15 protein-coding genes are annotated in these 21,075 nt (G+C 59.6%); 4 read left to right on the top strand and 11 right to left on the bottom strand.

Annotation, left to right across the window (positions count from 1 at the left end):
• Window positions 1-56 precede the first annotated feature (56 nt).
• Window positions 57-1,310, top strand: a complete 1,254-nt coding sequence (locus Q8M73_02415) for a hypothetical protein (GenBank protein MDP2287403.1) — start codon at window positions 57-59, stop codon at window positions 1,308-1,310.
• On the opposite strand, the gene Q8M73_02410 is transcribed toward Q8M73_02415, so the two are convergent.
• Entirely contained in the window at window positions 1,288-3,141 is a 1,854-nt protein-coding gene (locus Q8M73_02410) for a glycosyltransferase (GenBank protein ID MDP2287402.1), read from the bottom strand. The two genes, Q8M73_02415 and Q8M73_02410, sit on opposite strands and share 23 nt — an antisense overlap.
• 77 nt (window positions 3,142-3,218) lie before the next feature.
• Here Q8M73_02410 and Q8M73_02405 point away from each other — a divergent pair, with 77 nt between their 5' ends.
• Entirely contained in the window at window positions 3,219-4,949 is a 1,731-nt protein-coding gene (locus tag Q8M73_02405) for a hypothetical protein (GenBank protein MDP2287401.1), read from the top strand.
• 4 nt (window positions 4,950-4,953) lie between these two features.
• Here the strand turns inward: Q8M73_02405 and Q8M73_02400 are convergent, their stop codons facing one another.
• The gene (locus Q8M73_02400; GenBank protein MDP2287400.1) at window positions 4,954-5,736 is read right to left on the bottom strand and encodes a glycosyltransferase; all 783 of its coding nucleotides are present in this window, start codon (window positions 5,734-5,736) and stop codon (window positions 4,954-4,956) included.
• Window positions 5,733-6,839, bottom strand: coding sequence for a DUF1972 domain-containing protein (locus Q8M73_02395; protein MDP2287399.1), 1,107 nt, complete (start codon window positions 6,837-6,839; stop codon window positions 5,733-5,735). The genes Q8M73_02400 and Q8M73_02395 overlap by 4 nt, the downstream gene beginning before the upstream one ends.
• A 71-nt stretch (window positions 6,840-6,910) precedes the next feature.
• Here Q8M73_02395 and Q8M73_02390 point away from each other — a divergent pair, with 71 nt between their 5' ends.
• Window positions 6,911-7,507, top strand: coding sequence for a dTDP-4-dehydrorhamnose 3,5-epimerase family protein (locus Q8M73_02390; GenBank protein MDP2287398.1), 597 nt, complete (start codon window positions 6,911-6,913; stop codon window positions 7,505-7,507).
• Between the two features lie 8 nt (window positions 7,508-7,515).
• Here the strand turns inward: Q8M73_02390 and Q8M73_02385 are convergent, their stop codons facing one another.
• From Q8M73_02385 to Q8M73_02350, 8 genes are all read right to left on the bottom strand, one after another.
• Window positions 7,516-9,801 carry a hypothetical protein gene (locus Q8M73_02385; GenBank protein ID MDP2287397.1) on the bottom strand — a complete coding sequence of 762 codons (2,286 nt, stop codon included), beginning with the start codon at window positions 9,799-9,801 and terminating at the stop codon, window positions 7,516-7,518.
• Window positions 9,798-11,768 (bottom strand): hypothetical protein, encoded by a 1,971-nt coding sequence (locus tag Q8M73_02380; protein ID MDP2287396.1) that lies wholly within the window; start codon window positions 11,766-11,768, stop codon window positions 9,798-9,800. Before Q8M73_02380 ends, Q8M73_02385 begins: the two co-directional genes overlap by 4 nt.
• A complete protein-coding gene (locus Q8M73_02375) occupies window positions 11,768-13,699 on the bottom strand; it encodes a DUF4012 domain-containing protein (protein ID MDP2287395.1) in 1,932 nt (643 codons plus the stop codon). The genes Q8M73_02380 and Q8M73_02375 overlap by 1 nt, the downstream gene beginning before the upstream one ends.
• Before the next feature lie 273 nt (window positions 13,700-13,972).
• Window positions 13,973-15,481: a sugar transferase gene (locus Q8M73_02370; protein MDP2287394.1), complete on the bottom strand. Its 1,509-nt coding sequence runs from the start codon at window positions 15,479-15,481 to the stop codon at window positions 13,973-13,975.
• Window positions 15,482-15,543: 62 nt separating this feature from the next.
• Window positions 15,544-16,842 (bottom strand): endo-1,4-beta-xylanase, encoded by a 1,299-nt coding sequence (locus Q8M73_02365; protein MDP2287393.1) that lies wholly within the window; start codon window positions 16,840-16,842, stop codon window positions 15,544-15,546.
• Window positions 16,788-18,047 (bottom strand): endo-1,4-beta-xylanase, encoded by a 1,260-nt coding sequence (locus tag Q8M73_02360; protein MDP2287392.1) that lies wholly within the window; start codon window positions 18,045-18,047, stop codon window positions 16,788-16,790. The genes Q8M73_02365 and Q8M73_02360 overlap by 55 nt, the downstream gene beginning before the upstream one ends.
• A 66-nt stretch (window positions 18,048-18,113) precedes the next feature.
• Window positions 18,114-18,806, bottom strand: a complete 693-nt coding sequence (locus tag Q8M73_02355) for a class I SAM-dependent methyltransferase (protein ID MDP2287391.1) — start codon at window positions 18,804-18,806, stop codon at window positions 18,114-18,116.
• Window positions 18,807-18,822: 16 nt separating this feature from the next.
• Complete coding sequence (locus tag Q8M73_02350; protein ID MDP2287390.1) at window positions 18,823-20,049, bottom strand: acetyl-CoA hydrolase/transferase C-terminal domain-containing protein; 1,227 nt, start codon at window positions 20,047-20,049, stop codon at window positions 18,823-18,825.
• A gap of 71 nt (window positions 20,050-20,120) precedes the next feature.
• On the opposite strand from Q8M73_02350, the gene Q8M73_02345 reads away from it, so the two are divergent.
• A complete protein-coding gene (locus Q8M73_02345; protein ID MDP2287389.1) occupies window positions 20,121-21,065 on the top strand; it encodes a GDP-L-fucose synthase in 945 nt (314 codons plus the stop codon).
• Window positions 21,066-21,075: the final 10 nt, after the last annotated feature.

Raw genomic sequence — 21,075 nt, 5'->3', positions numbered from 1 at the left:
CCGAGATATCGGTCACTGGGCAAGTAGCCTTCTTTCAGCCCATCAAGGAGGTTGGCATGTTGACATCTGCGCGCCATTCGCGCACGACCCGCAGAGTTGCCACGGCGACTCTGGCAATAGGACTTGCGCTCGGCTCAACTGCAGCGTTCGGTGCAGCCGCAGATGCAGCACCAAGCGGGGCGATCTACGCGCCCAACGGCATGGTCGGCGTGGCTGAGAACATTTCGGTGCAAGTGCCTGGCATTCCAGGTCAGACCATCACTCTTGGTCTGACATCTGGCCCGATTGCCACCACGATCCAGGCGGTTGTGAACGCTCAGGGCTGGGCATCAGCAAGTTGGACGCCAACCAGCGCCGGCGCCTGGACCATTGCCGGACTTGGCATCGCACTGGCTGCCGGATCCACAACCATCACCGTTGCACCGATGCCGACGTACACCGTGCTGCTGGCACAGCAGTCAGTGCAATCCGGCGTCACCAACAACCTCTCAGGTGGCGTGGTCGCACCCATCGGCTCCTTGGCGCCAACTGGCAGCGTCTACCTGTCGAACGTGACAGGCAATGCCATCACCACGCAGCCACTGTCCGGAAGCATTGGAGCCAACACTTCAACGGTGACCTTGCCCTGGAATCCATCTGGTGCTGGAGCCTCCCCGGTTCAAGCCAGTTTCCAGCCGAACAACGGCAACTTCACGGCCTCAACCAGCCCGATCTCCCAGCCATTTGTCACCACAGCTCGCACCACCGTTGCACTGCGCTGGCCGGCCACTTTGTACGCCGGGACCACCACCGTGATCAGTGCGATTTTGGGCCAGGGCTTCCCTGACGGCTCGGTCGCCTTCTCGATGGATGGCACCGGCATCAGCGGGTCGATCCCGACCATCAATGGAGTGGCCAATTACCAGTGGACTCCACCGGTATCTGGTATTCACACAATCTCGGTGAACTACACCGGCAACCCACAGCCGGGCCAAGCCGGACAGCTCAGCGGTACAAATTCGCAGATCGTCAATATCCAAGGGCCGCGCGTTGCTGACAACATCACCGTTGATCCACCGACACAGCCGGTGTGGACCATCGCCTCACCAATCGCGATGCCACAAGGATCAAAGGTGACCCTGGCCGCCACCACCACCTCGAACACCACAGTGCTGTTCAGCGAGCAAGGCCCGTGCGTGATCAACGGCTCGGTGCTCACCGCACTGAGCCCAGGCCAGTGCCAGGTCACGGCATTCACTGCCGGCAATGCGAGCCTGACCCCAGGCTCGGAGACCTACACGATCACTGTCACCGCACCAGCCAGGCGCTAGTCAAAGCGAGGGGCGCAGTCACCTTCCAGGAGCGGGTGTTCTGAAGAAAGTCCAGTTCGGCACGAAGTGCATCAGCAGCCGACTTGTGTGCCAAGACCTCGGCCTTGAGATCATCAGCCTTCAGCACAACAAAGGATCGGATGCCAAGAAAGCCTTCAATTGAGTTCTGGGCGTCGACCACGGTCAGGCTCACATAGGCGGGTTCGCCGACACGTCCATCGCCTAGCGGAATCTGAATGACTGATCCGAGATAGATCTCCTGATGCACTGGCCCGCCTGGCCCGCTGGCCTCCACAGTCACCACGCCGGGCATCGAGCGTGACGCCAGCAGCAAGGTCAGTGGTCCTGGAACAGGACGCTGGACACGAAACTCAACCCGACGACCGGGTCGAATCTCATTGCCCCAGGTCTGGGGAGAGCCAAGATTGCCGATCAAGGCAGCATCAACAATCTCAAAGTCGCGTTCACCGCGCGGCTGCCGGAGCATCGGCGTGAGTCCTTCACTCTGCAAGTGCTCCAGCACTTGATCGGCGTAGCCATCATCTGGAGTAGGCGAACCCACAGCCAGCATGTATTCGCGGCCAAGTTCAATCAACGGAACCATCGATGGCCTCGCTCCCGCGGCCTGGGCGGCCACAATCTCGTCATTGATGACTGCAGCGACCTGCTGCCAGGTGATCGGTGGGGTGGAGTCATCGCGAATCCGCTGCTCCCCAGCTGCTCGGCTGTTGGCATCCAGTACCGATTCGACTGCGTCGATGAATGCCTGCTGGTCACCCGAGGTGAAGTAGCAGGCTAAATCTCGACCCGCTTCGCGCAGCGATGAGTTGTCTGCGACAACAGGGATCCTTCCAAAGGCAATGCTCTCCGAAACGGGCAAGCCCCACCCTTCATAGTTCGAGGGGTAGACCGTGAATTCCGAGTGCGCGTAGAAGCGCGCGAGCTCCTCGTCAGTGACACTCGCACTCAACACACTGATCTTTCCGTCCAGCCCATTGCTCTTGATATAGGCATTCAGAAACTCGCTCGCATGCCACCCGAGTCGGCCAATGCACACCAGATCAGGCACGGCATCTGCCCCATGTTCGGCAATCAGTGCTCTCCAGGCATTCAGCGCAAGCATGTGATTCTTGCGAGATTCGACAGTGCCAACAAACAGTGCGAAGGGTCGGGGCCAAGGACTGTCATGGAGTGCTGAATCGCCGAGTTTTTCTGGTGTGAGCCCACAAGGCAATCCGGTTGCTGCGCCCGCGATGACTTGATATCCATGAGCCTGTGAGTAGTGCTCGAAATCATTTCGACTCGAAGCCGAGATCGCCGGAACTCGAGATGCTGTCTGCGCGATCAGTGCCAAGTAGCGTTCGAACAGCCGATTGACCGCCGCGGTATGGCCGGTCTGCAAGACAGGCGTGAGGTCATAGAGCAGATCAACAATGATCGCACCAGCAGCGTGCGCGGCACGGGCAGCAAGCATCAGCGCATCGTTGATCCACAGTGCTCCCAGGAACAGCAGAACATCGCCGTCCTTGATGTCAACGGCTCCGGCTTGGGCGGCTCGTTGCAGGGTTGCCGTGGCAGTTGCAGCCAGGAACTCGCGTGACTCATTGCCACTGACGCGAGCCCCGCGGGTCAGCAGTGCGTCGAATTCAGGACCGGTCAATGCGACAAACACTCCCCGCCCTCGATCGAGCACAACTGCGAGCGAAGGCGATGCACATTGGTCCTTCAGAAGCGGGGCGACCTCAGCAATGACGCGCTGCACACCCGAAACCGACTCCTGTCGCTGAAGAAATTCGACGAGATCAGTCACGTCGATCAGCAGGGCGGACACCCTGTGGAGCCTATCTCCAAGCGGCTGTCACACCTCGGTTGAACCGACATCAAACAGCTGCTGACTACAGTTTCAATGTGACCATGGCGCGGCAGATGGGCGCGCGCATCCACAGTCATGCGCTGGACACTCTCCTCGCGCTTGCCCTGTGGCTGCTGATCCTCTTCGGCGTTGGCGCGCAGTGGTGGACAGGAATGAATGCACCTGATTCACAGTTCTCCGCTTCCCTTGCCATCTTCGGTGATCAGATCAATGAGCGCGCATTGGACTCCGGCTACTACTGGACACGACTCGGATATCTCGGTCCGGTCAACTGGCTCATCGACGTCCTTGGCATCTGGAACGGCTTTGCCAGCTGGCGCGCCTTGATCCTGTTGCTCATCGTGATCAGCGTCTATTGGGTGGCCCGGCAATTCACGTATCGAGCAACAGCGGCCCTGCTGACGATGTTTGTCGCACTGAACACCATGGTGTTGGCCTACGCGGGCAATACCTACGCAACAGGCACAGCTATGGCGGCAAGCCTGTGCCTGTTTGCCTTGGCAGTCGCACACTTCAAGCCGAGCCCACGTGCAAGCAGGCGGCGACTTTGGATCTTGGGCGTATCCACTGGTGCCGTTCTGGCCTGGCTGTTGATGCTCAATCCCTACAACGCGTTCCTTGCCGGCACGACCTGGCTGGGTATCCGCGCTGTGGGCATCTGGTTGGCACGTCCAAGCGTGCGCGGCCTGCTGACTGAGCTGCTGGCCATCGTTTCGGGATTTGTGGTCGTCTTCCTTGGATTCCTGCTGTGGGGGCGGCTGCTGTTCCCCGATCTCAATTGGTTCCAGACCTATCGATCGTGGAACTCGCGACTGGACTATGCGTCATTTATCAGCGACCCCCACATCTGGCTGCGCGATGCGGCTGCCCTTGTCGTGCTGCTGGGCCTGCTCGTCTCCCTTGTCGCAATTGTGTTCGTGCGCAACAGATGGAGTGCAGCAGCGGTCATCATCAGCGCGATCACCATCGTCTTCACTCTTGCCTACATACAGCTGATCCCTGGGCCTTGGATCGAGGCGCCGCACTACGCAGCGATGTGCTGGCCGGGAGCCTTGCTGTCAATAGTGCTCGCCATCGGTGCGATCGTCGAAGAACGCAATGCTCATGTCTTGCTCTGGCTGGGTCTGCCGGTGCTGATCGTGGCCATGGTGTGGTCAGGCCATTCATCGGCTCAACTGTCAATGTCACAGGGTCTGCTGCTCGTGCTCGCCGGCGTTGCGCTGATGCTGGCCTCCACAGTGATGAGAGCCTGGAGTCATCAATTGCTGTCATGGGCGCTGGTCATCGCAACAGTCATCGCTCTCGGTGTTTGTGCACAGTGGCTGCAGAACGGACGAGGCAATCTGGGCATCTACGGCCAGTACCCGATGAATGCTGCCTTCGTTGACTATCAAGCCGAGGAACTCATGCGATCCAATGTGCGGGCGCAGGAGTTCTTGCTGGCACGCACATCTGCGGACGATCGCATTGCCATCTGGACTGACCCCTTGCGCCTGACGGCCACAGTTGCTGCGATGCAACTTTGGGGGGCGTACAACAATGCCCCGGGTGAAGCAGAACTGGAACCTGCAGATCAGAACGCGCTGCGTGACCTGAATCCCACCGTCATGGCGCTTTATGCGCCAACGCGTGAGGAGATCGACCGGTATTTCGCTTCGATTCCTGCGTGGTTCGTCCCGACACCTTTGGAGTGCACGTCAGTGCCCTACCTCGGCATAGGAAGTTCCGACGCTCACCTGTGTCTGACACATATTCAGGTGCAGTAAGCCGTCAACGGCTCGCAAGGAACAACGGGGCCAGATCTATGGCCCTCCTGGCCGACCGCAGCGCCTGACCAGCGTGATGAAGAAACCACGTGGGAGCGCCTGCGCCTTGCGCAGCAGTGGCCAGTCCCACCTGCTGAGATTCAGAAACGCGATAGTCGATCACGATCGTCGGATCTATCACCAGCTTGCTGTGCGCAGCCGCCCACAGACTCCACCAACGATCATGCAACCAGCCCGCCGGGACCTCCAGTTGGTGGAACGCGGCCGGACGAATCGCGCACGCTCCGCCAGTGGCAACCGAGTGTCGAACGACAAACCCGAACTGCTTGCTGGTGCGCCAGCCTCCAAACTCGGCCGGCACCGCAAACACATCACGGATGGTCTTGCCTGTAGCACCTGCTCCTTCTTCGAACACGCGACCATCTGAGGCGATCAGCGCAGCCGACGGTGAATTCTTCAATGCCTGCAATTGGTGCGTCACTCGGTCGGGGCGCCAGAGGTCATCGTGATCACCAAGAAAGACAAGCTCCGCACCTGAGGTCTGGACTCCCTGCACAACGTTGCCTGCGATGCGGGTATGCACATCCTTCGCAGTACTTGCACTCGTGACGAGCTCGATCGGCGGCCCAAATGCGTGCTCGCCAATGATGCTTAACGTGCTGTCAGTGGAGTGGTCATCAACAATGATGATGCGATCCACTGGAGTGTCCTGACTGCACACACTCACCAGAGTCTCTGCGATCCATTTCGCCGAGTTGTGCGTCACCAGAACGGCCGCTGTGCTCATGTTCGACTCGCAGCCAATCGACTGATCAGAGCTTCGTATTTGTCGACCACTTCATCCCATTGGTACGCATCAGCGATCCGCTGCTGGCTGCTTGCCCGCAATTGCGAGAGGTACTGATCCTGTGATCCCGAAGCTATGCGATCCAGGTGTGCGGTGAGCTCCGCTGCATCAGCCCAGAACATGGCCTGATTGTTCGTAACTTCTCGATTGAACTCCACGTCGTAGGCGAGCACCGCAGCACCTGCCCCCATGGCCCGGAGCAGGCTCGGATTGGTACCGCCGACGCTGTGCCCGTGAATGTAGCTGCATGCATTGCCGTAGAGCTGGTCCAGCAATTCCTGGTCGTAGATGGCACCAGCGATCCTGATACGCACATCGCCGGCAGCGGCCTGAGCGACTTGCTCCACATACCACTGCGAGTACGGCGCGCTTCCCACAACAAGCAGTGGCTTGGTCTCATTACTCGCGAGATAGGCATGCACAGCGTCCAGCACATGGTTCTCGGGCTCGAGGCGGGCGACGACGAGATGGTACTGACCAGCCTGCACGCCAAGCTCACTCAAGCGCGAGTCACTCGGATGAATGACCGGGGCCCCGTAGGCGATGACCGTGCACTCGCGTCCGTACTTCTGCTGCACATGATCGGCGATCGCCTGTGCATCGGCAATGACTTCCTGTCCCCATCGGACCGAAGCGTCCTCGGCCCAGCGGTAGTAGCGCGCACCGGCCCCGCGCCATTTCTCGCGTTTGGACTCAAGGCCGTCCAGATGAATCGCTGTTGGAATGCCCGCAAGTTTCAGCGGCTTGAGCATCGGAGCGTTTCCGGCATTCAGCAGCAGCGCAACCTCGGGATGGTCCTTGATGACTGCATGGCTCGCACTCAGTGCGGTGTGCGAGAGGGTCTCAGTGAATCGATGCCGAATCGCCGGCAAGTTGACCAGATGCATACCGAGGTATTCGGTCTGCTTCTGCCCCGGATTGCGGCAATAGACCGTGACATCATGGCCGCGCTGCACCAGCCGCTTGCCGATCTCCTCCACTGCGGTTTCAAAACCGCCATACCTTGCAGGCACCCCTCGGGTGCCAAGGATGGCGATTCGCATTGGGCCAATGTACTTGTCAGCCATGCTCCCAAGCGGTCCGCGAATGGACGCCGGTCCGATAACCTCACTGCGTGCAGGCCAACCCACTCCGCATTGAAGGCGCTTGGTCGTTCACGCCGCTGGTACGCCCCGATGATCGAGGCGTGTTCCTTGAGTCCTTCAAGCAGAATCTTGTGACCCAGACCATTGGTCACGCACTGGATCTGCAGCAGATGAACATCTCAGTCTCCAAGCGAGGCACCGTGCGTGGCGTGCACTTCGCCGACGTTCCGCCCGGTCAGGCCAAGTACGTCCAGTGCTTCTCCGGTCGCATTCTCGATGTTGTGGTCGACATTCGGCTCGGCTCGCCAACCTTTGGGCAATGGGATGCGGTTGAACTCGACGACCAGACGCGCACTGGCCTCTATATCGCTGAAGGTCTCGGCCATGCCTTCTGCGCGCTGAGCGATGCAGTGACTGTCGGCTATCTGTGCTCAGAGCCGTACGCGCCAGGACGCGAACATGGCATCAACCCACTTGACCCTGCTTTGGGGCTGCCATGGCCCAGCGGCCAGGAGTCGGTGCTGTCACCTAAGGATGCATCTGCTCCAAGCCTGGCTGAAGCCGCCGCATCAGGGCTGCTGCCCAGCTATGACGACTGCCAGGCATTCATCGCCAGTCTGCGCTAGTTCGGTTCCTAGGCGATCGCGCCGGTCGGATTCAAGTTCACTCCGCTGATCGTGCTCCTGTCCAATTTGAATCCCGGTCCGCTTGGCACCGCACCTGCCCACCATGCCAGTGCGGTCTGCATGAGGGCGTACTCCTCCTTGCCCAAGGCATAGGAGTCTTCAGCATTCCCCGGGGCGTAGATGCGCCCTGAGTTGTAGCGCTGCTGCATGCCGCGGGTATCGCGTGCGTGATCGGCAAGGTATTTCGCTGCACGGGTATCTGGCGCTGAGTAGATGGCGGCAAAGGAATCCACTCCGGTGAAGGTTGCTGGCCGTCGAGTACCCCAAGAGACACCTTGTGGGTAGTAGATCTGCCCCCCCGGCTTGTAGACGATGCCTCCGGGTGCGGCGTAGGGCGGCGATGGGAAGTTCACGACGGCAAGCGAGCGGTACACAATGTCGGAGTTCAGAAACACAGCTTCGGGAACACTTAACCGGGCGACCCGAAGCATGCTGGCGCTCCACCAGAGGTTCTGGACGTTCTGCTGATAGTCCGGATTGATGATGTTGTGGTTGGTGATGGTGCCGTCTTCATTGGCGTTGGTGCCAGGCAGGTCCTGCGAGATGTTGATTCCATTCACCTTGATGTTGCTGGTGAGATCACTTGGCCGTGCAAAGGCCGCTATTGAGAATCCCACGAGAGTGCGTCGCCACTTCTTGGCCTTCTTGGCTTTCGGTGACATCGCCAGGGCCAGAGCAGGAGCAGTCAGATCCCAGGAGACCTCATCGGACTTGGAATTGCCGGGCGACAGTTCTTTGCCGGCACGATCGCGGTAGTAGTACGGTCCGCGAGCCGCAACTGCATCTGCCTCGGCCGCTACCATCGCAGCGACGTAGGCCCGCTCCTGTTTGCTCAAGTAGGGCCACAGCATCCACCCTGCTTGGCCCGCCGTGGTAGCCCAGAGCGCGGACTGCCAGGTCGTGCCCCAGCCGCCCGGCGTGATCGAGCCGTGCTGGCAGGCGATTGAACGAATCTGCCACTTCGCATAGGACAGCAACTGCGCGCGCGAGATATTCTGCACGGTCTTCCAGTTCGTGGTCGTCAGCATGATGGCTGCAGCGAGCGCCACATTTGCCGAACGCCGCACAGATTCTTCAATGGTCCGGTGAGTGTCGATGACGTCGTAGTAAGCGTACGAGGTCTGTGCACTGAGTCGCCTGGTGAGGTCATTGGTAATCGAATAGCGCAGGCCGTCCTGCACGGTCGCAAGGATTTCGGGCATACCCGGCTTCCTTGCATTGCCGCGCAGATTGGCGGGGGCTCGCACTCGAGAGGCCAATTCCAAAGCGCGTCGCTCTGAGGACGGCGTTGCTGTGGGACAGGACTGGGGACCTGTCGCGCGCGAGCCCACTAGTGCAGTGAAACCGCTGGGCACCGGGAATGCCACAGTGACTGTTGAACTGAGCCTGCGCAGAGACTTGCTCAACAGCCAGTTCATGCCATCGCGAACAACACCCGGCGTATCTGCGCCATCGGAGTTCCAGTCACCCACCACGGGAATGTCGGTAGGCAACCCGAAGGGAAAACTCACGATTGCCAATTTGCCTTCAGGCTGCAGCTCGAGACTGGCGCCTGGATCCAGCTTCAGATCCTTCTTCTTTGCAACACCCGGTATTCGAAGGAGCCACGTGCCACTGCGCACCACCCCGAGATCATCGATGCCGTCCGCGTTCCAATCACCCACTACTGGGATGTCTCCGGCTTGACCAAAGGTCACGTTCTGGGTCTGGTCACCGCTGAGCTGCCAGATCCACTGGCCGCTTCGGAAGAATCCAACATCTGGCACACGATCCTTGTTCAGACTGCCAACCACAGGGATATCACCTGCCTGACCCTGGAAACTGGCAACTGCCCTCCATTGAGGTGTCTTGCCGATCACTACGTCAGTTGCGTACCAAACCCCGGCGTCATAGCGACCTGGCGTCGCAATCCCATCGCCGTTCCAGTCCGCCATCAACGGTGTTCCACTGCCAGTGGACGAAGTCGAATGAATCGAGGCTGACTGCATGCGAGGACCTGATCCGACAATGAACTGTCCAGTAGCTAGATCGCCGGCCACCGGAACGGAGGCTGGGTTTGCACGCGTTGCGTAGTTGCCGACCGCAGGCACCGCAGGCAGGCCAGGAGCCGGAAGGATCTTGACCGTTGACACAGCCTGACTTGGCAGCGTTGTCGCTATAAGCGCCACGAGGATCAGGCCGACCCCAACAATGCCAGGGCCGCGCCGGCCGGCGCGAGTACTGCTGAGCTTCATGGCAGCGAGCACTCCTGGCACAGCAGCGAGGAACGCATTAGCACCTGCACCAGCGCGACCTGGCCTGGCAAGGAAGTCTTGAGTGCCGCAAGGGACTGACCAGAAACAGTGCGAAACCAATAGATCGCTATGTGCATATCCGGATTCGCGGCGAGCGCATCGAAGACATAGCTCTGGGCAGCGGATTCATAGGGGAATGGCGGCAGACTCAGGTAGAAGGTCTGCTGGTCCTTGCTCATCACGCCAGTGAGGCTGGCCAGCCACAGATTGGGCAGGGTGCCAGAGCCGTCCCAAAGCAGCGGAATGTCATTCGGATACGGCTTGGCCGCGATCGCCGCGCTGACTATCGCTTCACCCACCAGCGAGTTGTCCACGCTCCCACTGCGTTTGGCACCGGCGGCAATGCCGGGTGCCGAACTGAAGCCGCTGGCAAACTCTTTGGGCGCAGGACCGACATAACCGAAAGCCACGAGCGCAAACAGCGCAGCAATCAGCGCCATGACTACGGCTTCAAAGCGCGATCGCGCGAAATGCGCAACAGCAATGACCACCGTGACGGCTGCGATAGCTGCGTAGGCGGGAGCCGCGAACAACAAGATCGCGTTCAGTGTCTTCAACACGTAGTAACTGTTGAGCCAAGCCAACTCTGCTGAATGCGCGCCGAGCACAGCAACGGCAAGGAAGGGCAGGACAGCTATCGCCGGTCCGGCGACTGCAACGCCCAAGGGGATCATTCGCCTTCGGAACAGCAGCCAGGCGATCAGTGCAAGCAGCAGCGGTGACATCAAAGCCAAGCCGATGTTGAAGGGCACCATGCCAGTGCCGACCGCGCCAAGATCCTGGGTGAATGTGCCAACGTCGGCGCCCGAGACATTGACGATCGCCTTGGTCTGGATGTAGCTCGTGCCAGCCACAATGAGCACCGTGGCAATCGCCCAGGCAATGCCAAGCCAGCGCTTGCGCTGCCACAACGCGATCAACACCACGACTCCGGCTGGCGCGATGCCCAGTACCAGTGGAGTCCACAGTCCTATGACAGCGAGGGAACCAAGCGGGACAAGCAGCCAGCCGATCTGTCGAGCACTGTTGAGGCTGCGCGTTGCGAAGTAGGCCGTGGCTGCCGTGATCGTCACTGCCATCACGAAGTTGGTGAAGCCTGCATTGAACAATGCAGTGGGACTGCCAAGCAGGGCGAACGCGGCAAAGGCTGCAACTGCTACTGCTGGAGCCAGCCGCTTGAGCCACACATGCTCTGGCGCCAGCGCTTCAGTGATCCTCTTGGCGAGGTCACTGGCAATCCACGACAAAGCACCCAGGCAGAGGGCAAAGCTGATGGCCGTCCACTGCACGTATGGCCACAGTAAGCCGAGGCGATCAATACCTTCCCCGCTGGCGGCCAGGGTCAGGAGGGACCAGATCGTTGTGTGCAGTGATGGGTACCACTGATTCCAGGCCACTGCGCCATCCATCGTTGGCCAGTGTGTTGCACCCACCTCATAGGTGTTCACGAACGGCACGAAGTGCCCTTGGTTGTCCCAGCCAGTGAAGAACAGTCCACTGACGATCTGCTCAGCACTGGCTCCGACATATGCGCTCATCAACCACAGGCCGCTGACAATGACAAGTAAGGCCACGCACCAATCCGCCAACTTGGGCTTGGGCAGGGTTGCAAACGCCTTCAGCTTCGGAATGAAGCGCAGGGCCACTGCAATCGCTACAACAAGAGAAAGTCCCAGGCGAGCGCTGGTCTGCGTGACTGGGACTTCGCTGCCACGGGGGATGGCCACGGCCACGATTCCAGCGATGACAATCGCCGAGATGATGGCTCGTTCAGTGAGGCTGCGACCCCACGGTGGCGCGATCATCAGCAGGACAGCGCAGGCAATGAAGCCGAACGGTGGGAAGATCCAGAGCAGGGCAATTGAGATGACCGCCTCCGCAGCCAACATCTGGTTGGCTCGGGACATCAACTGACCTTCTGCAGATCGATGACGACATTGACCGGCGCGTTCTGCACAGCGCTGACTTCAGCTGTGCGTCCGGTGACTGCCATGCCTTCAGTTTCAACTGGCGCCCAGCCCGAAGGAGCCGTGACACGCACAGTGATTGTTGACGGCTTGAAGAGCGATTGCGGGTCAGCCTGCAAGGTATAGGTCAATGAGCCATTTGCGCTGAAGGTGCCTGCTGGCAGGGTGTAACTCTGCGTCACTGTCGACGACTGCCCCGGCCCGGTCCACCCGACAACACGCACAAGCTTCTGATTGAAGCCATCGTTGGCATAGCCACGGCCGTATTGCTGGTGATTCTTGAACGGTCGTACAGCAAAGCCAGCGGGATAGGTCGCCTGCATATTCTCGGCTGCATTGGGTACATACATGATGTACGCCGCCTTCAGCCAACTTGTCTCATATCCAATGCGCTCAGGAGGTCCTTCAGGGCGATCGGCCGGCGTCGCATTCGTGAGAATGACATCCTGAGTGACTTGCGCCGAACCATCGGCGTTGATCACTGCGTTGACCACCACACTGCGTTTCTGGAAGACGTCCACCTTGCTCTGGTTGCCGTTTTGCGTGTACACCGCCGACCAGTCGCCCTTGGATGGGGCCACGACTGCGCCGCCAGCGCCACTCTTGACGATTATTGATTCGAAATCAGGGTTGAGCATCCACACCTGGAAGTGCCGGCCCGGCGCAGTTTGTGCCATCGCCTTGGCTGCGGTCACCAGCTCATCCCCCGAAAGCAGTTTCGTCAGCAGTTGATCAAGTAATTCCTGATTGGCCTTCTGTCTGGCAACAGCTTCTTCCTGCCCAAACTTGGCGTAGGCGTCGATCAGCAGGATCTGCCCAAGCTTGTCGCCTGTCACCTCGCCATAGGCCGGCGATTGAATCGGCCCCATCGCATTGAGTACCGAGCCAATTGCCGTGAGATCGACGGTGACGATGCCATCGACTGCTGGGTACTGACCACCCTGCCAAGCGCCATCCATTTCTCGGGCACTGGTCAACAGGGAGGGATGAGTATTGGTGACGACCATCGGAGCATTGCGCGGATTGACGTCGAAGAAGGGGTTCGCCGAAGGACCCCACCACTTCACTGGTGCATTCAGCGGCGGAAAGAGCTCGGTGCTCGTTTGACCCTTGATCGGGATCGTGATGCGACCTTGATCGAACTCCACCAGGATCAAGGTGAGGGGAGCTCCACCTGAAGCACGCATCTCGGCCTGATTGCCGATAGCAATCAGGTAGCGCTTGGGCCCATTCGCGCCGAGTGCATCAGGCAGTTGCGGAGCAAGATCAACCAGAGCCTTCATCGCTTCTTGGATTGGGGCGATCTGCTTCAGTGCCCTGCCTTGTATTGACGCCAGTGGGCCTGACAGAGGTCCATTGGCTTGAATTGATTCCAGATTTGCAAAAGTGATCGCAATGCCCTGATCGATGGACTTCACTCGAGGAGGCAGCTTGCGCAGAGCGTCGACGTCGATCGCGCCGTCATTGAAGATCTTCTCGGCACCGGATTTGCCTGACAGATCACCGAACAAGGTGAGCATGTCCCCGGTGCTGGTCGTGATCTGCTGACTCGCGGTGGCCAGTCGCTCCCAGTTCGCAACTGCTGAGCCAAGACCTGGGATCCAACTCAGCACCACCATATTGCGCCCATGCGCAGAGGCATCGACGCGATCCGCCGCTGACTGCACTTGAGCGAAATCGGCCTGGGCCGCCTCGTACTCACCATCGGAGATCTGGTTGGCCGCGCTCGTCAGGCTGGTCTGGAAACTGCGAAAGCCAGTTCCCAGTGAAACCAATGAGGTGAATGACGAAATCTGGAGCCACACAACAAAGGCTCCGACCACAATCCCGAGGCCAATGCCAAACGCTAGGCGTGGAGAGACCCGAGACACTTGGTGAGTATAGATAGAGGTCTGTCTCCAACACTTTTCCGTTGCAGAGCCGTTATAAACAGCCGTCAGAGCCGCTGCGGAAGGCCCCCTGAATGAGCATCAAGGAACGAAAGACGCCTCCTTATCAAAATGCCTTGAGAGGTTCAGTTCGCAGATCTCTTCTGGTGGGTCAAGATCGATATCCAGGCCCTTGAACAACGCATGGCCGACCGCTCTATCTCAGCCCGACTTGAGATCTTGGGCCTGCCGACGCGAGATGCACGCGTGTCGAAACTAGTAGGCCCCGTCACCGACAAGCACGGCCTTCACCGTCTTGGCCACGATCACCAGATCAAGAGCCGGCGACCAGTGCTCGACGTAGTCAAGATCCAGTCGCATACGCTCATCCCAGTCAACGTCCTTGCGACCTGAGACCTGCCACAAGCCAGTGAGTCCTGGCTTAGTCAGGTGACGACGGTGATCGGCATCACCGAGCAGGGGAAGCTCATCGACCAACACCGGACGTGGGCCGACCATTGACATGGTTCCACCAAGCACGTTGACGACCTGCGGAGTCTCATCGATCGACCAGCGTCGAAGGAAACGGCCAAATGGGGTTATGCGGGGATCACGCCGGTACCGCGCAGTGATGCTGGCATCGGGGGCGCCGATGACTTCCTCCCGCTGCTCATCAGCGCCGACATACATCGTCCGAAATTTTGCGACCTGGATGAGTTCGCCTCCACGGCCCACTCGCTCCTGGAAATAGAGCATGGGTCCGCGACTGGTCAGCTTCACACCGATGGCTGCAACAATCATGAACGGCAGGAAGAGGAAGAACAGGACGACCGCGAACAGTAAGTCGAAGGAACGCTTGATCGCGCGTTTAGGACCCGTGAGATGCGGCTCGTCAAGGTGCAGCAGCGGCAGATCGGCAGCCATACGCATCGTGACGCGCGGCCCAGCGACATCGCCAACAGCCGGTGCCACCAAGAGGTCCACCCGCGGACCTTCCAGGCGCCAAGCCAGTCGCTGCACGACCTTTGCACCAATTGCCGGTGAGCCGGCGATTGCCACGGTGTCTGCGTCCTCCAACGCGATCACTGCCATGACTTCATCGAGCCATTCATCAAGTTCATCTTCAGTAATGTCAGAGGCCGGTTCTTCAAGATCGTCAACAACGGTGAAACCGGCAACCGGGTCACGATCCAACATGTCGACGATCTCGGACTTCTGCGGCTCGGCACCAATGACAACCGTGCGGTGCAGGAAGTGTCCGTAGCGACGCTCATGACGCAACCACGAACGCAGGACCCAGCGCACGACCAGCAGGAGCAGCAGACCCGCAGTGAAGGTGATGAGGACGAAGCCGCGTGAGAGATCCAGCTTGAAGGCGAATACGACGATGGCTACCGCGCCAAACACTGTGGCCGTTGCTGAAACCACCCTTTTGAACTCTTCTGAGCCCACACCCAGCACGCGAGTGTCATATGCGCCACGCAGAACCATGACAGCCATCCAGGCGATGACAACGATCACAACCAGTGAGACGTAAGTGGGGTCGTTGATCTCGACATTGAACGGGATGGCCCAGCGAAGGGTGAAGCCGACGATGCCCGCAACGGTGATCGCGATGAAATCCCAGATCACAGCGCGGGTGGCATACACGCGCAGGGGATCTCGCCTCAGATGAGGGCGATCACGACGATTGTGAGCCGATGACCAGCCGATCCGAGCAGGGGTGCGCAGATGGCTGGTGGCGTCAGTGGGCGTAGAGCCGTCCTGCGTCACCTCATGCGTCATCTGACCTCCGCTGCCAAGGTTACCAGCGCAAGCACCAACGCCTCGGTCTGCGAAGCTGCAGATTACGCCTGCAGATAGATGCGAACGGGCACTTCAGTCAGCGTCAACTGCGAGCCGGTCGGCACCTGAGCGCACTTCGCAGCCGGATCGCAGACCAAAGTGCTGCCTTCAGGGGCCGTGTATTGCGCAGTGCCGGTATTGGCCCACGCCACGATCGACTTCTGCCCTGCTCGGGTGAAGTTGCACGTCACAACATCACCCGACTCGGTACAGCCCTCGAAACTGGAACCGATGACCCAGTTCTCCACTGCGAAGAAGCCTTGCTCAGCGGGCGAGCCCGGGTAGGCCTGGATGCCAAGCAGCGCGTACGGCTTCTGGGTCCAGATGTACCAGTAGGAGCGTTCGATTCCGTAGCGAAGATTGTCGATATAGGTACGCACCACCCAGCCAGCAGCCTTCAATCCGACAATCCTCTGCTTTGGCAGTGCACCAGGCCCGGCAAGTCCGTAGTTGAGCTCGGTATCCCAGATCGGCATATCAGCCGGCGCTCCCGATGCGGTGATGGCCTCCTTGGCCATATCGATCAGTTCGCCTCGGGCCACTGGATCGCCATTGGCCTTGGGATAGGTATGCATTGCAAGAACGTCCACTGGCCAATCACGCTTGGCCAGTTCACTCAGATATGCACCGAAAAAGCGATCGAAGGCCGACTGCAAGCGCAGTGCTGGCGAGGCTGAGACGATTGTCGCTTCGGGATCCTCGGCCTTGATGATGTCGTAGGCGCGCTTGGTCATCTCTGCCAGTTGGGCTGGAGTGCCGTTGAAGAACTGCTTGAGGTTGGCCTCATTCCAGATCTCATATGAGGTGATCTGGCCCTTGTACCGGGTGACCACTGCGCGTACCCAATTGTCCCAGTCGGCCATGTTCTTCGGCGCGCTATTGGCACCTGGATACGGCGGGTAGACCGGCTCGGTCACCTTGGAAGCTGCCCACGTGGGAGTGGTGCCAAGCACCATGAGGATATCGGTCATTCCCTTGGACTTGGCGTTGGACAAGGCGCCGTCAAGGTTCTTCCAACGGAACACACCCTTGGTCGGCTCTATCTGCGACCAAGCGGTGCCATTGTCCCAAAGGCGCAGTGAGCCAAAGGGTGCCGACGACCAAGCCTCGACTTCAACGCCCTCGATCTGCATCCCCACGAGTGAGGCCGGAACTACATTGGCATCTGCTGTGGGAGCAGCGCTCGCGCTGCCATCCTCAGAATCGCCACCACCGCACGCTGCCAGCACTAGGGCAGCCGTGAGTGCTACGGCACTGAAGGCAGCTGATTTTGTGCGTTTCTGTCTGCGGTTCCGAACCATAGAGGCATGCTCCCAATCGTGACTTTTGAACCCGGGACAACCGCAGCGCACTCATTGAGCGCATTGCATTGCACCGATGCCCCGGCGGGGACAGTGTAAGTACCGCTGCCTGTAGTGGCCCACACCACGACCTCAGGATTGACATTGTCGGCCAAATTGCAGACATTCACAGCGCCCGTCGTGCAGGCATAGAAAGCCCCGTTCAACCAGCGTTGCACCGTCTGGAACCCAATGGCGCCAGTAGTCCCGTCATTCATGACGATTCCCACGCGACCGTCAGCCTGATTCCAGAAGTACCAGTAGGAGCGCTCAACGCCCAGGCGGATGTTGTCCAGGTAGGTCTGCGCCACGTAGGCGGCTGCATCAGCGCCGCCAATGGAGCGGCCAGAGATTGAACCCGGGCCAACGATGCCGTAGTTGGCCTCGGTGTCCCAAAGCTGACGATCGGCCGGTACTCCAGCCTTGCGCATATCGTTTTGAGTCTTCTGGATGAACTGCACTCGAGCCGCCGGGCCTTCATTGCCTGCCGGGTAGGTGTGCACCGAAACCGCATCAATGGGCCAGCCTTGCTTCTTCAATGCCTTCAAGTAGGCAGGGAAGAACTTGTTGTAGCGAGCTGTCAAGCGCACAGTGCTCGAAGCAGAGACCACCGCAGCAGACGGATCGATCGCCTTGATGATCTTGTAGGCCTCCTTGGTGAGGGTGGCCATCTGCTTTGGGGTACCTGCCCAGAAGTTGGTCAGGTTGGCTTCATTCCAGATCTGATAGGCGCCAACGCTGCCCTTGTAGCGACTGACAACGGCGGTGACCCATGACTTCCAGTCATTGATGTTCTTGGGCATCGAAGCGGAGCCTTTATACGGGTAGGTGCCCTGCTTCTTGTTGGATGCTGCCCAAGTAGGGGTGGATCCGAGCACGATCAGTGAGTTGGCCCGGGCCAGGTTGCCATTGCCAACGGCCGCATCAAGGCCGTTCCACCAGTACTGCCCCTTGGACTGCTCAACTTGGCCCCACGCCACGCCCGAGTCCCACAGTCGCAGGGTTCCGTAGCTGACTGAGGGCTTCACGCCATTGGCAATGCCAGGCACATGGAGGCCGAACATGGTCGGTGGCACTGGATTGGCAGTTGCCTGAGCGGGCACGGTGGCGGCCAGCGATCCAAGGACGGTCAGGCTGGCTACGGCCGCAATAAGGGCACGACGCATGAGGAAACTCCCAAAACGAGAAGACGAATGTTCTTTGACTCTAACTGAGGCTGTCAAAAAACCCACTCAGCGACACCGCAGCACGTACAGGCTCTGACCATCTGTTTCCTGCCCGTATTCGAAGCGATCAACAGCCAGTTGGGCGGTATTGACGTGATCTTCAAAGTGGGATCTGGAGAAGCGCGTGCAGTGCAGGCGACCCTTCCAGTCCAGAGGCCCATAGCCCTCCGGGTTCTCCTCCCAGGGGGCGACATCCTCCTCCACGAAGCAGGTGACAAATGCCTTGCCGTTCGGGGTGAGCGCCTCACGGATGAGCTGCAGATAGCCCGCCGTGTCCTCGTCGTTCATATGTGAGAAGACGGAATAGGCGTAGAAGACATCAACGCTGCCCGGGTCGGCAGACAAATTGCGCTCTCGCGAACCATCTGGGTTGTAGCGCTCGTTGCTGAGATTCAGATAGGTGAACCGAAAACCGGGGCCTGAGAGATTCTCTTCAGCCCAGTCAATCAGCTCGGCTTGAATATCGACGCCGTGATAGTCGCGGATGCGCCCAAGGTGCTCGCGGACGCCGACGGCCAATCGACCAGCGCCACAACCCCAATCAAAAAGCGCAGAGGCCGTGTTGAGTCCGCAGTACTTCTCCAGACGCTGGACATCACCGACAGCCGTCTTGATGAAGGCCTTGTCGTTCTTGAAGTGCTTGCCACCCATGCGGTACTTGCCAGGCGGGAGCGGCGTCTTGCTCTTGCGTCCGATCATGGCTGAACCCTAATCCTCAAATGAGGTTGAACTCCTTGGCCGAGGCGGTCAAGGCCTCGCGAACGCTTGGGTGCGCAGCGTTCTTGATGATGTTGGTGGCCTGCTCACTTTGCGAACGTCCAAATACATCAGCAATGCCGTTTTCCGTGACGACGGCACTGTGTTGAAAACTCGTGACAGGCTCCGTGATTCTGGGCACGATGGTCGACACATCTGCCTTCGGGTGCCAAGACGGCAGCGCGATGAAGGAGCGCCCGCCGCGTGAGTGCAAGGCACCCACAACAAAGTCCGTTGATCCGCCAAAGCCCGAGAAGATGCGCCCACTGATTCGACTTGCATTTGCTTGATCGAACAGATCCACCTGCAATGCCGCGTTCACGCTTGTCATCTGCGCTTGCCGGGCAATGGCGCCCGGATCATTCACTCTCTCGGTGCGCATCATCCGAATGGAGCGATTCATATCTACCCAGTCATACAGCTCTCGCGAACCGAACAGAAAACTTGCAGTGAGGGGGATCTGCGCATCCAGCGCACCTGCCCTGTCCAGCGCCAGCACTCCGTCGCTGAACATCTCAGTCCACACGCGCAGTCCCTTGTGCCCAGTCAAACCAGACAGCACTGCATCTGGCACCGCGCCGATCCCCAATTGCATCGTCGAACCGTCCTTGACGACAGCAGCGATGCGGCTGCCAATCTCCATTGAGATGTCACTGATTGCTCCGGCCGGGTGGGCGGGCAATGACTCATCCACCTCGACCAAGTAGTCGATGTCATTCTCATAGATTTGGGCATCGCCATAGGTGTACGGCATTTGCGGATTGGCCTGCGCAATCACCAGGCCGCCATGTGCGCGCGCGGATTCGATCGCAGCAGGCAGCACATTGACTTCAGTTCCAAGGCTCACAGTGTCAAAGTGACGACGGGACGTGTGCAACAGCACCACGTCAGGACGGTAGTGATCGCGAAACAGCACCGGAACCAGACTCAAACGGCAGGGGATGTATTCAAGATCTGGGTAGCCGCGCATTCCGGCTCCGATGAAGGCCGTCTCGTAGTGCACACCGTCTCGCGCTGGGAGCCCGGCCTGAGCGTTGAGCATGTGCAGTCTGAATTGTGCGACATGGGCGTCAAGTGCGCCCAGCAGCACATGTGGAGTGGCGAAGTTTCCCGAGGCCACCACCCGGGGGTTATCGGGAAGTCCGTCGAAGATTCGGGCCAGTTGCTCGGGGGTGATAACTCGCATGGCGCAATCCTTGCGTGAAGTCGACCTCGCTGACCATCGGCATCGCGCGCGCCCTGTGCCAGAATGGGCAAATGCTGCCGGAAATCGCCTGGGGCGATGCCAAGGTCTATGTCGCCGGGCACAACGGGCTCGTTGGTTCTGCGATCGTCCGCGCGCTGAAGACGGCGGGAGTCGGCGAAGTTGTCGGCTGGCGCTCCAGCGAGCTCGACTTGCGTAATCGTCAGGCCACCTTCGACGCCATTCTCGAGGCCAAGCCCGACATCGTCATCGATGCAGCGGCCAAGGTCGGCGGCATCATGGCCAACTCGACCTATCCAGTTGAGTTCCTGCGCGACAACATCCTGCTGCAGACCAACATCATGGACGCGGCGCACGCAGCCGATATCGATCGACTGCTCTTCCTGGGCTCCTCATGCATCTACCCGCGTCATGCCAGCCAGCCGATCGCCGAGTCCTCGCTGATGACCGGTCCGCTGGAGCCCACCAATCAGGCGTACGCAATGGCCAAGATCGCGGGCATCTACTACATCGAGGCCCACCGCACGCAGTACGGCCGCCACTGGATCTCCGCGATGCCCACAAATCTCTACGGCCCCGGTGACAACTTCAATCTGGAAACCTCGCATGTACTGCCCGCATTCATTCACCGTTTCCATGACGCGAAGATCTCGGGCGCTGCCTCGGTCACCGTCTGGGGCACTGGCTCCCCGCGACGCGAGTTCCTGCATGTCGACGATCTTGCGGACGCCTGCCTGCTGCTGCTCAACCACTACGACTCACCGGAGACCATCAATGTCGGCCTTGGTGACGACATGCCGATTCGCGAACTCGCCGAGACTGTGGCTGCGGTAGTGGGGTTCAAGGGCACGATCGAATGGGATTCGTCCAAGCCCGATGGCATGCCACGCAAACTGCTGGATACCCGACGCATCAATGAGCTCGGCTGGAAGCCACAGATCTCCTTGCGCGAGGGTCTGGAAACCACCTACGCCTGGTACCTGCACAACTACGCCTGATCCGGAGGAC

Source organism: Actinomycetota bacterium, assembly GCA_030684515.1.
GTDB lineage: Bacteria > Actinomycetota > Actinomycetes > S36-B12 > S36-B12 > UBA11398.
Note: the sequence above shows the minus strand (reverse complement) of the source record. Positions and strands in the feature narration are given on the sequence as shown.

Excerpts from the sequence above, each read along its gene's own strand:
- Q8M73_02415 (MDP2287403.1), top strand. The coding sequence starts at position 57 with ATGTTGACATCTGCGCGCCATTCGCGCACGACCCGCAGAGTTGCCACG.
- Q8M73_02400 (MDP2287400.1), bottom strand. The coding sequence starts at position 5,736 with ATGAGCACAGCGGCCGTTCTGGTGACGCACAACTCGGCGAAATGGATC.
- Q8M73_02395 (MDP2287399.1), bottom strand. The coding sequence starts at position 6,839 with ATGCGAATCGCCATCCTTGGCACCCGAGGGGTGCCTGCAAGGTATGGC.
- Q8M73_02385 (MDP2287397.1), bottom strand. The coding sequence starts at position 9,801 with ATGAAGCTCAGCAGTACTCGCGCCGGCCGGCGCGGCCCTGGCATTGTT.
- Q8M73_02380 (MDP2287396.1), bottom strand. The coding sequence starts at position 11,768 with ATGTCCCGAGCCAACCAGATGTTGGCTGCGGAGGCGGTCATCTCAATT.
- Q8M73_02370 (MDP2287394.1), bottom strand. The coding sequence starts at position 15,481 with ATGACGCATGAGGTGACGCAGGACGGCTCTACGCCCACTGACGCCACC.
- Q8M73_02365 (MDP2287393.1), bottom strand. The coding sequence starts at position 16,842 with ATGGTTCGGAACCGCAGACAGAAACGCACAAAATCAGCTGCCTTCAGT.
- Q8M73_02360 (MDP2287392.1), bottom strand. The coding sequence starts at position 18,047 with ATGCGTCGTGCCCTTATTGCGGCCGTAGCCAGCCTGACCGTCCTTGGA.
- Q8M73_02355 (MDP2287391.1), bottom strand. The coding sequence starts at position 18,806 with ATGATCGGACGCAAGAGCAAGACGCCGCTCCCGCCTGGCAAGTACCGC.
- Q8M73_02350 (MDP2287390.1), bottom strand. The coding sequence starts at position 20,049 with ATGCGAGTTATCACCCCCGAGCAACTGGCCCGAATCTTCGACGGACTT.
- Q8M73_02345 (MDP2287389.1), top strand. The coding sequence starts at position 20,121 with ATGCTGCCGGAAATCGCCTGGGGCGATGCCAAGGTCTATGTCGCCGGG.